This window comes from Klebsiella sp. KE9456 (genome assembly GCF_043832615.1).
In the GTDB taxonomy this organism is placed as follows: Bacteria; Pseudomonadota; Gammaproteobacteria; order Enterobacterales; family Enterobacteriaceae; genus Klebsiella; species Klebsiella indica.
Genome location: NZ_JBDYQK010000029.1, coordinates 41,625 through 49,872, shown reverse-complemented (window position 1 = coordinate 49,872; position 8,248 = coordinate 41,625). Strand labels below are relative to the sequence as shown.

Genomic DNA, 8,248 nt, shown 5'->3' with positions numbered 1-8,248 from the left:
AGTTCAGGGATGCAATATCTGAATTTTTCAGCCATACGTTACCGGAGATAGCGGGTTCTCTGACGTCCCGAATTAACGATAATTTTCAGGTGCTCAAATCTGTGTCTTGAGGTTTATTGGGTATATAAGGGCTTCCCCGGCATGTCAACGCCGGAGTTTACGATTTCTGTCTGCACTACAGTTAAAAAAAAGGGAGAGACTGCAGTACTATAAACGTTCATGGTGAATCGTCAGTAAGCGTCCAGCGAGCACCGTCTGGTCATCATCTGATGAATTCGACAAAGTGGTATCCACCAAATAGTGGTGGGAACCAAAATGTCAGATTTGCACAAAACAGTCGCTCCCGGCAGCCGTAAGGGCCGCCCTAATTACTCTCCCGAATTTAAGCAGCAGCTTGTCGCAGCCTCCTGTGAACCCGGTGTGTCCATATCAAAGCTGGCGCTTGAAAATGGCATCAACGCCAATCTGTTATTTAAATGGCGTCAGCAGTGGCGAGAGGGGAAATTCCCGCTGCCTTCGGCAGACCTTCCTCAGCTGCTCCCTGTAACACTCGATGCCACCAGTGCCCTGCTGGCTGTGCCGCCAGAAACGCCTGCAGATAAGTCGGAAACCCTCAGTATCAGCTGTGAGGTGACGTTCCGGCACGGAACGCTCCGTCTGGATGGCGCTGTCAGCGAAGGCCTGCTGACAATATTGATACAGGAGCTTAAACAGTGATCCCGCTACCATCAGGCACGAAAATCTGGCTGGTCGCCGGCATCACCGACATGAGAAACGGCTTCAACGGGCTGGCCGCAAAGGTGCAGACCGCGCTGAAAGATGATCCGATGTCGGGTCACGTCTTTATCTTCCGCGGCCGAAGTGGCAGTCAGGTGAAACTCCTCTGGTCAACTGGCGACGGGTTATGCCTGCTGACGAAACGGCTGGAGCGTGGGCGCTTCGCCTGGCCGTCGGCCCGTGATGGCAAAGTGTTCCTGACGCCGGCACAGCTGGCGATGCTGATGGAGGGCATCGACTGGGTGCGACAAGAATTCGCTTAATATATTGTTTTAACACGATTTATGTATAGAACCCGTTATCCCATTAGCGGTAACCTACTGAGGCAGGCGACACCGGTAACAGTGTGGTCTGAAGCCCTCAGGACAACGTAACTCTGGAAATATCCGATCTGAATCCGTGAGGATAGAGGGGCATCTGCAAGCATCGTGCGGATGGAGAGCCAGGCTGAGCGGTTATGTGAACTGCTGATAAACGTCGTTATACCTGACAAGCCAAAGATGCTGACAGGCTTGAACCAAAAGGTGTGTGATCGGTTATTTCCTTCCAGTCTGGAAATACATGGGCTAGAGATCACCGGTGGAGAGGCGGAACCTAACCCGTTCATTTGTATATTAAGTGGAACCTGGTAAGCCCGTATAAAGGCTTGAGCGGTGTACCGAGAAACTGGTACGCACCGTTCTGAGGGGGCGGCGGCACAGCAATGTGTTGCTGCTACCCAACCGCCAGCCAAAGCGCCTGCTGTCGCCCCTCACGCTGCTGTAATTCTGGTCACACGGCGGGCAACCTGGTAGCATGCCCGCCATGAACGAACCTCTTCCCGACGACATCGCCCTTCTTAAACAACGTCTGACTGGCCACGGGTTTTGTCCGGTCACGCTGTAGGCTGATACCACCAGGTCCGGGCGAAAATGGCGTACCTTCATTGACGTGCGCACGGAACAACCAAACGGTGTGCATTATAACCAGTAGCAAACGCCAACTACCTGATACTGCAAGCATTCCGACGATAGGGCAGAGACGCTGATTTCCGGTGTAGTAATAGCAAAAGCCGGGAGAGAAACCGCTGTTAGCAACATAAATCGCTTGATCATAAAAACACCTGCAGCAGTGAATATGATGCAGATGTAACGGTTTCAAATCGAACCGGCCTTATAAAATTAAATATCCGGTATGTATAATTTCAGTATCGTCAGTTTCTCGCTGTACCCTTCGCGCACAGCGTATCCAGTACCAGTCTGATAAAGCGCCGATAATCAGCCTCCACGCTGATCTGGATTTCCGGCAGGTGATACCAGTTGTGTGAGTGACGGAAATCAGCCACGGTTTGGCCCAGTGTGACTTGTCCTTGTGTTTCTACCGCCACGCGAGCAGGTACGGTTTTCAGAAGATCCGGGATTAACACTGCCGCGACGGCCATGGCATCAATCATCACGCAATAGGACTGGTAGCCTCGACCAAGGACGAAGCGCATCATTTTCGCGGCATGGTTTGCCTCTGGCAGCGGGGATTGTTCCAGCCGCTGAATATCCTCTTCGCTGACGTTTACGTTAAAGTGCGTCGCCACATCCAGGCCAACCGCCTGAAATGCCACGCCGGACTCCAGTACAATTTTCGCCGCTTCCGGGTCAACAAACACGTTCCATTCCGATTGCGGGTTATCCCCCGTCGCATTCTCGAACGATGCGCGGTTTGTCCCCCATGCTCCGGCTATCGCCACCACGCGCTTAATCAGTGGCGCGATATCCGGGGCTTTTAACAACGCCATGGCGAGATTGGTCAAAGGGGCAAGTGTGATAACGGTGATTTCATGAGGGTGTTGGCGCGCGCTGTCGATGATGAAATCTACGGCGTGCCTGGGCTGGGCCGCGAGCACTGGAGCTGGATGATGGTTGTTGCCAAGGCCATCATCACCATGGCTGAAAGGATCTGATGGTAGCGGGCGGATCAGCGGTTTGCTCATCCCTCGATATACCGGAATATCCGGGCGTTTGAGCAGTTCCAGTACGGTAAGCGCGTTGTGGGTGGTTTTTGCCACCGGCAGGTTGCCGCAGACAGTGGTGATACCAAGAATGTCCAGTGCGGGCGATTTTGCCGCCAGAATCAGGGCGATGGAATCGTCCATACCGGGATCGCAGTCAATAATCACTTTTTGCATGAGTTTCCTCCACAGGGGATGTTGAACAGACGACAGGGTTTTTAAAGCCGAAGATAAAAATCAGCAGCGTGATGACGCCAGCCACCACCGGGATCAGCCAGACAATGCGCCACTGCGCCAGGTTATTCACATCATTAACAAAAACGTTGAGGACATTGCCCATTACCAACGAACCGAGTAGGGAGCCTGCCCCCATCGAGATAAACATCATCAGTGACTGTGCCTGAGCGCGGATGGAAGGCGGGGCCATCATGTCCGTTACCATCTGTGAAACGATGATGTAAAAACCCATAATGAAGCCGTGCAAGGCAATCGCGATGATCGCCAGCGTCAGACCGGGATAGGTAGTGCTGGTTAGCAACAGTGAATAGCGCAGCACAATCGCCAGAAGCCCCATTACCATAATGGTTTTCAGGCTGAAACGTAGCGCAAACAGCGGGATCAGCGCGGTGACCAGAACTTCACTCACCTGGCCTACAGACATAAAAGCAGCAGTTCGCTCCAGTCCCGCAACATTGAAATAGAGGGGAGCATACTGATCGTAAAGCGTGGACAACATAGTGGCGAAGCAGCAGCACAGCACGAAAACCCTGAACCCACTTCCAGGGTGGTCCAGAGTGCGAAAAGCGTCTGCACCAGTGATATCACGCAGGCGAAACACGCTATTCCCAGCGGCTGGTGGCGTATGCGGCAGAATAAACAGATAAATCAGTCCGGTGACGATCGCCACACCGCCGCTAATGATAAACGGTGTAGCGGTTTTTTCGGCCTGTAGCAGGCTGATCAGCGCTGCAGCGGCAATCCATCCCACCGTTCCGCCGATACGGATAAGCGGAAAGAACTTGTTCCGGTCGGTGACGTGGGTCATCGCCACGCTGTTTGCCAGCCCGACTGTGGGGGCATACAGCAGCTTATAAAGAAAAAACAGCACGACAAATAACAGCGGGCGGTGTGAAAAGTACACCACCAGTAACAAAATGCAGCCACAGAGTATAAACAATGTCGCAATCATTTTGTTCGCCGGGAAATAGCGGTCGGCAATGGCTCCTGACAGTAACGGAGATATCATCATCGACAACGGGAAGCCGGAAACGGCATAAACAATATATTCCCGCATTCCTGCTTCATTCATATAGATGGTCAGGGTGATCATCGATGTTCCCATCAGGAAATAGACGGTGAACATCATTGAAAAAAGCAGGATGTGGATACGGTGGGGATGATGGGTACGGAGAAGCGAGATGGCGTTTATCATGATGGCTCTCCTTCAGTAGCGGCTGTAACAATCGGCTGGTGCAGTACAGACAGGATGGTAGTTTGCATAAACAACTCTCCTTATCGACGCAATGTGAATGCCCTGCCTGACGATGAGAAAAAGCGTTCCGGGGCAAGGCGTTAATGTTTCTCCGGAACCGGAAAATTGGAGGCTGCCAGGGGCGGTTTTGTGTCCGGCAATGGATGTTTCGGCAGGCGGGAATCTTCCTGACAGTGGTAGCGAGTGGGCCAGATAGTGGCCGGATAAACGTTCAGTGAGGTGGCAATCAGCCACTCGCCTTTCGGCCAGGGACGTGAAAGCGCATTCGCCAGCGTGGAGGAGGCCAGCTCCGCTTCCCGCGATACCACTGCCATACTGGTGCCGCATTTGTGCAGGGCGGCGATGATGTCGGCTGGATGCCAGTCTTGTTTAGTCACTCCTTTTACCTCACAAACTTGCATGTTTAACAAATTATCCTGTTTTGGGATTATTTTGTAAATCACTGATATTCGATTTTGGGATAAAAATCGAGTATCACAAATGTCATCTATTTATACTGAACAGTATCAGCAGGTTATAAGACTGTTGCGTTCGGCGAGACAGGCGCGAGGTCTGACGCAAGCGCAACTTGCAAAAGCATTAGGTCGTCCACAGTCATTTGTTGCCAAAGTTGAAAATGGTGAGCGTCGTCTGGACATCATCGAATTTGCCCATATTGCTCATTTGCTATCTTTGGATCCTGCTGCCGTACTGAAAACAGTTTTGCCTCAGAAGTGACGTTTTATAAGCTCATCGTTGTTGGATTTGATAGTAAATATCCTATTTTTGGATATTTAGCCGGTGCCATGATAGTCGGGCCTTAACTTATTGTTGAGGCTGACGAAATGACTTCTGTCTACTCCATTGAATACCTGATGGTTATAAAGGCATTACGTGAAGTGCGGGTTGCTGGCCATATCACCCAAGAAGAGCCAGGTAAGGCGCTGGGAAGGCCACAATCTTTCATCGCAAAAGTAGAAAACGGAGAGCGGCGGTTAGATATCGTTGAGAGTGTTAGAAATTCTGTGTCATTCCAGTAATATACAATCAAAAAGGAATGACACATGACTCAGCCCTTCGATTTCGACAAAGCCCTCAACGCACTTCAGTCCGCTCGGGCATTAACCGGTAAAGATGGTATCTTAACACCTTTAATCAAACAGTTAACCGAAGCTGCACGGGTTGCCGAACTGGATTCTCATCTGGCTCAGGATGTTGAAGCTAACCGGAAAACGGCTCTGGTAAAAAGACCATCAAAGCACCGACCGGTAGTTTTGAACTGGCAACACCGCGTGATCGCAACGGCACGTTTGAACCGCAACTGGTGAAAAAGCATCAGACCACACTGTCCGACGAAATAGAGCGCAAGATCATTCGGCTGTTTGCGCTGGAAGCAACTGAGCTGATGTATCTCCACAAATAAAGACAGGCGTAATGGCATGTCCTCCTGTCCGCCAGTCCTCATATCCAACCTAACATCCCTGACATTTCCTCTGCCTTCATTTGGTGGAACACTTGCACCGTTTGTGAACGATGCGGTGCCATATTGCCCCCTTTTGGTATTCCGTTGTCATCGCTGTTTTCAGGGTGCGTGAGATTATAAATATTTACTACCAGTGATTTCAGTGGATTACAAAATTTGGCACCAGAATTGCTTATTCATTAATGGCTGATGGCCGCACACAGAAAAAGCGCACTTAAAATGCGCAATGCAACCACATAACCACATTTCTTCACACAGGATGCTTTATGAAAAAGATTATGTTCTCTACTTTATTCGCAGCAGCTTCTCTGCTTGCCGTCGCGCAGCAAGCGCATGCGGGCGCCACGTTGGATGCAATTAAGAAGAAAGGGTTTGTTCAGTGCGGTATCAGTGATGGTCTGCCGGGGTTCTCTTATGCCGATGCCAGCGGCAAATTCACTGGTATTGATGTGGATGTCTGTCGTGCCACTGCGGCTGCGGTGTTTGGCGATGCCAGCAAAGTCAAATACACGCCACTGACGGCAAAAGAGCGTTTTACCGCGCTGCAATCCGGTGAAGTGGACATTCTGTCCCGTAACACGACCTGGACCTCTTCGCGCGATGGCGGCATGGGCTTCCTGTTTGCCGGCGTGAACTATTATGACGGCATCGGTTTTCTGACCCATAAAAAAGCCGGTCTCAAAAGCGCGAAAGAACTGGATGGCGCCACCGTCTGTATCCAGGCCGGTACCGATACTGAGCTGAACGTAGCGGATTACTTCAAAGCTAACAATATGCAATACACGCCGGTGACCTTCGACCGCTCTGACGAATCCGCCAAAGCGCTTGACAGCGGCCGCTGCGATACCCTGGCGTCCGATCAGTCTCAACTGTACGCGCTGCGTATTAAGCTGGGCAAACCGGATGAGTTCATTGTTTTACCGGAAGTGATTTCGAAAGAGCCGCTGGGCCCGGTGGTTCGTCGCGGGGATGACGACTGGTTCACCATCGTTAAATGGTCGCTGTTCGCCATGCTCAACGCTGAAGAAATGGGGATTAACTCGAAAAACGTCGATCAGCTGGCGGCAAAACCCTCCAACCCGGACGTGGCTCACCTGCTGGGTGCTGAAGGCGACTTTGGCAAGGATCTGAAGCTCGACAACAAATGGGCGTTCAACATTATTAAACAGGTCGGTAACTACCAGGAAAGCTTTGACCGTAACGTCGGTAAAGACAGTGCTCTGAAAATCTCGCGTGGCCTGAATGCGCTCTGGAATCAGGGTGGCATTCAGTACGCACCGCCGGTGCGTTAATTCCGCCTTCCCGTCGGGCACTGCGCCATGCGGTGCCCAATGCGTTTTTTCACTGAGGTTTCAATATGTCTCAACGCCCAACCGTAAAAAGGGATTTTTCCATCGGTAACCCTACGGTTCGCGCCTGGTTTTACCAGATAGTCGCCATTGTGGCTGTGTTTACCGTTGCGGGATATCTCATCCACAACACGGTAATAAACCTGGCCAATCGCGGCATTACCTCCGGTTTTGGTTTTCTTGAACGTAACGCTGGCTTCGGCATTGTCCAGCATCTGATTGATTATACGGAAGGCGATACCTACGCGCGCGTGTTCCTGGTGGGATTAACCAATACCCTGCTGGTTTCCGCGCTCTGTATCGTTTTCGCTTCTATTCTCGGCTTCTTTATCGGCCTCGCGCGTCTGTCGGATAACTGGCTGCTGCGTAAGCTATCAACCATTTACATCGAAACGTTCCGTAATATTCCACCGTTGTTACAGATTTTCTTCTGGTATTTCGCGGTGCTGCGTAATCTGCCCGGTCCACGCCAGGCATTGAGTGCGTTCGATCTGATATTTGTCAGCAATCGTGGCCTGTACATCCCATGGCCTACCTCAGCGCCGGGCTCCTGGCCCTTTGTCATCGCACTGGCGCTGGCGATTGCCGGTAGCGTTGGCTTGCTGAAGTTTAATCGCAAACATCAGTTAAAGACCGGTCAGTTGCGCCGTACCTGGCCGTTTGCCGTGGCCATGTTCATCGTCTTCCCGCTGATCGCTCATCTGCTATTTGGGGTCGCCGCCCACTGGGATATCCCGCAACTTCGTGGATTTAATTTCCGCGGTGGGTTCGTCATGATCCCAGAGCTGGCTTCCCTGACCCTGGCGCTGTCGATCTACACATCGTCGTTTATTGCTGAAGTGATTCGCTCCGGTATTCAGTCGGTCCCGTCCGGGCAGAATGAAGCCGCCCGTTCGCTGGGATTGCCGAATCCGGTCACTATGCGCCAGGTGATCATCCCGCAGGCAATGCGGGTGATCATTCCGCCGCTGACCAGCCAGTACCTCAACATCGTGAAAAACTCCTCACTGGCGGCGGCGATCGGCTACCCGGATATGGTATCGCTGTTCGCCGGTACGGTGCTGAATCAGACGGGTCAGGCTATTGAGACCATTGCCATTACTATGGCGGTGTACCTGAGCATCAGTCTGATTATTTCGCTGCTGATGAACCTCTACAACCGCAAGATCGCGCTGGTTGAGCGTTAA

Annotated in this window: 9 protein-coding genes and 3 pseudogenes; 8 read left to right on the top strand and 4 right to left on the bottom strand. The window is 51.8% G+C overall.

Annotated elements, in window-relative coordinates:
* From ABK821_RS22395 to tnpB, 3 genes and pseudogenes are all read left to right on the top strand, one after another.
* Window positions 1-110: pseudogene (locus tag ABK821_RS22395) on the top strand (IS630 family transposase); the annotation flags it as partial.
* A 205-nt stretch (window positions 111-315) separates the two neighbouring features.
* Entirely contained in the window at window positions 316-717 is a 402-nt protein-coding gene (tnpA, locus tag ABK821_RS22390; protein WP_343178883.1) for an IS66-like element accessory protein TnpA, read from the top strand.
* Entirely contained in the window at window positions 714-1,040 is a 327-nt protein-coding gene (gene tnpB / locus ABK821_RS22385; protein ID WP_343178882.1) for an IS66 family insertion sequence element accessory protein TnpB, read from the top strand. The genes tnpA and tnpB overlap by 4 nt, the downstream gene beginning before the upstream one ends.
* Before the next feature lie 594 nt (window positions 1,041-1,634).
* Here tnpB and ABK821_RS22380 read toward each other — a convergent pair.
* The 4 genes and pseudogenes from ABK821_RS22380 to ABK821_RS22365 all read right to left on the bottom strand — a co-directional run.
* Window positions 1,635-1,871, bottom strand: a pseudogene (locus ABK821_RS22380) (TraU family protein); the annotation flags it as partial.
* Window positions 1,872-1,969: 98 nt separating this feature from the next.
* A complete protein-coding gene (locus tag ABK821_RS22375) occupies window positions 1,970-2,935 on the bottom strand; it encodes a nucleoside hydrolase (RefSeq protein WP_343178881.1) in 966 nt (321 codons plus the stop codon).
* The gene (locus tag ABK821_RS22370) at window positions 2,916-4,190 is read right to left on the bottom strand and encodes an MFS transporter (RefSeq protein ID WP_343178880.1); all 1,275 of its coding nucleotides are present in this window, start codon (window positions 4,188-4,190) and stop codon (window positions 2,916-2,918) included. Before ABK821_RS22370 ends, ABK821_RS22375 begins: the two co-directional genes overlap by 20 nt.
* Window positions 4,191-4,330: 140 nt before the next feature.
* The gene (locus ABK821_RS22365) at window positions 4,331-4,627 is read right to left on the bottom strand and encodes a helix-turn-helix transcriptional regulator (RefSeq protein WP_142502796.1); all 297 of its coding nucleotides are present in this window, start codon (window positions 4,625-4,627) and stop codon (window positions 4,331-4,333) included.
* 103 nt (window positions 4,628-4,730) lie between these two features.
* On the opposite strand from ABK821_RS22365, the gene ABK821_RS22360 reads away from it, so the two are divergent.
* The 5 genes and pseudogenes from ABK821_RS22360 (at window position 4,731) to ABK821_RS22340 (ending at window position 8,248) form a co-directional block, all read left to right on the top strand.
* The gene (locus tag ABK821_RS22360; protein WP_343178879.1) at window positions 4,731-4,967 is read left to right on the top strand and encodes a helix-turn-helix transcriptional regulator; all 237 of its coding nucleotides are present in this window, start codon (window positions 4,731-4,733) and stop codon (window positions 4,965-4,967) included.
* A gap of 107 nt (window positions 4,968-5,074) precedes the next feature.
* Window positions 5,075-5,269, top strand: coding sequence for a helix-turn-helix transcriptional regulator (locus ABK821_RS22355; RefSeq protein WP_308560828.1), 195 nt, complete (start codon window positions 5,075-5,077; stop codon window positions 5,267-5,269).
* A 24-nt stretch (window positions 5,270-5,293) separates the two neighbouring features.
* Window positions 5,294-5,619 (top strand): annotated as a pseudogene (locus ABK821_RS22350) (transposase); the annotation flags it as partial.
* A 359-nt stretch (window positions 5,620-5,978) separates the two neighbouring features.
* Window positions 5,979-7,004: an amino acid ABC transporter substrate-binding protein gene (locus ABK821_RS22345; protein ID WP_138362959.1), complete on the top strand. Its 1,026-nt coding sequence runs from the start codon at window positions 5,979-5,981 to the stop codon at window positions 7,002-7,004.
* Between the two features lie 65 nt (window positions 7,005-7,069).
* Complete coding sequence (locus ABK821_RS22340; RefSeq protein WP_138362960.1) at window positions 7,070-8,248, top strand: amino acid ABC transporter permease; 1,179 nt, start codon at window positions 7,070-7,072, stop codon at window positions 8,246-8,248.

Excerpts from the sequence above, each read along its gene's own strand:
- tnpA (WP_343178883.1), top strand. The coding sequence starts at position 316 with ATGTCAGATTTGCACAAAACAGTCGCTCCCGGCAGCCGTAAGGGCCGC.
- ABK821_RS22375 (WP_343178881.1), bottom strand. The coding sequence starts at position 2,935 with ATGCAAAAAGTGATTATTGACTGCGATCCCGGTATGGACGATTCCATC.
- ABK821_RS22370 (WP_343178880.1), bottom strand. The coding sequence starts at position 4,190 with ATGATAAACGCCATCTCGCTTCTCCGTACCCATCATCCCCACCGTATC.
- ABK821_RS22360 (WP_343178879.1), top strand. The coding sequence starts at position 4,731 with ATGTCATCTATTTATACTGAACAGTATCAGCAGGTTATAAGACTGTTG.
- ABK821_RS22355 (WP_308560828.1), top strand. The coding sequence starts at position 5,075 with ATGACTTCTGTCTACTCCATTGAATACCTGATGGTTATAAAGGCATTA.
- ABK821_RS22345 (WP_138362959.1), top strand. The coding sequence starts at position 5,979 with ATGAAAAAGATTATGTTCTCTACTTTATTCGCAGCAGCTTCTCTGCTT.
- ABK821_RS22340 (WP_138362960.1), top strand. The coding sequence starts at position 7,070 with ATGTCTCAACGCCCAACCGTAAAAAGGGATTTTTCCATCGGTAACCCT.